Origin of the sequence: Streptomyces sp. NPDC012510, from assembly GCF_042955065.1 — a bacterium.
Lineage (GTDB): Bacteria > Actinomycetota > Actinomycetes > Streptomycetales > Streptomycetaceae > Streptomyces.
Genome location: NZ_JBIBEN010000095.1, coordinates 1 through 1,225, shown reverse-complemented (window position 1 = coordinate 1,225; position 1,225 = coordinate 1). Strand labels below are relative to the sequence as shown.

At 73.6% G+C, this 1,225-nt stretch carries 1 protein-coding gene; it reads left to right on the top strand.

Going from position 1 to position 1,225, the window contains the following annotated elements; all coding sequences use genetic code 11:
- Positions 1–1,225, top strand: a 1,225-nt coding sequence (locus ACFY9I_RS42565) for an acyltransferase domain-containing protein (protein WP_391012931.1), incomplete at both ends; no start/stop codon positions are given.

The following is a 1,225-nucleotide window of genomic DNA, read 5'->3' as shown; positions in this document are numbered from 1 at the left end:
CACCAACGCCCACCTCGTCCTGGAGCAGGCCCCGGAACCGGCCACCACCCCGGCCGCTCCCGGCACCCCCTCCGCCCGGACCCTGCCCTGGCTCGTCTCGGGCTCCACCTCCGAAGCCCTGCGGCAACAGGCGGCACACCTGGCGGCCTTCGTCCGCGAACGGGCCGAACTGCCCGCGCCCGACCTGGCGTTCTCGCTGGCCACGACCCGCTCCGTCTTCGACCACCGGGCCGTGGTCGTCGGCGCCTCCCGCGACGACCTCCTCGCGGGCCTGGAGCGCCTGACCGAGGCCCCGGACCAGCCGGCAGCCGTCCCCGGCGGCCTCGCCGTCCTGTTCACGGGCCAGGGTGCGCAGCGGGTCGGCATGGGGCGTGAGTTGTACGCCGCGTACCCGGTGTTCGCGGAGGCGTTCGACGCGGTGTGTGCGCGGGTCGACGGTGAGCTGGGTACGCCGTTGAAGGCGGTCGTCTTCGAGGGGGATGGTGAGGGTGGCGGTCTGCTGGACCGTACGCGGTTCACGCAGGCGGCGCTGTTCGCGGTCGAGGTGGCCCTGTTCCGTCTGCTGGAGTCGTGGGGTGTACGTCCGGACGCGCTGCTCGGGCATTCGGTCGGGGAGATCGCGGCCGCCCATGTCGCGGGTGTGCTGAGCCTGGACGACGCGTGCACGCTGGTGGCGGCCCGGGGCCGGCTGATGGATGCCCTGCCCGAGGGCGGGGCGATGGTCGCGGTCGAGGCTACGGAGGAAGAAGTCCGCGCCGCCCTGGTGGACGGCGTCTCGGTCGCGGCTGTGAACGGGCCGCGTGCCGTCGTCGTCTCCGGTGAGGAGGGCCCGGTCGAGAAGGTGGCCGCCGCTCTCGCCGAGCAGGGTGCCCGGACCAAGAGGCTGACGGTCAGCCACGCGTTCCACTCGTCCCTGATGGACCCGATGCTGGACGAGTTCCGCCAGGTCGCGGAGGGGCTGGCATACGAGCCCGCCCGTATCCCGGTCGTCTCGAACCTGACCGGCGAGGTCGCCGGGCCCGAGCTGTCGACGGCCGAGTACTGGGTGCGGCATGTCCGTGAGGCCGTCCGGTTCGCCGACGGGGTGCGGACCCTGCGGGAACGGGGCGTCACCCGGTTCCTCGAAGTCGGGCCGGACGGTGTGCTGACCGCGATGGCGCGGGGCGCCCTGCCCGAGGCCGAACCGGACGCCGAGGAAGCGCTGTTCACCCCGGCCCTGCGCAAG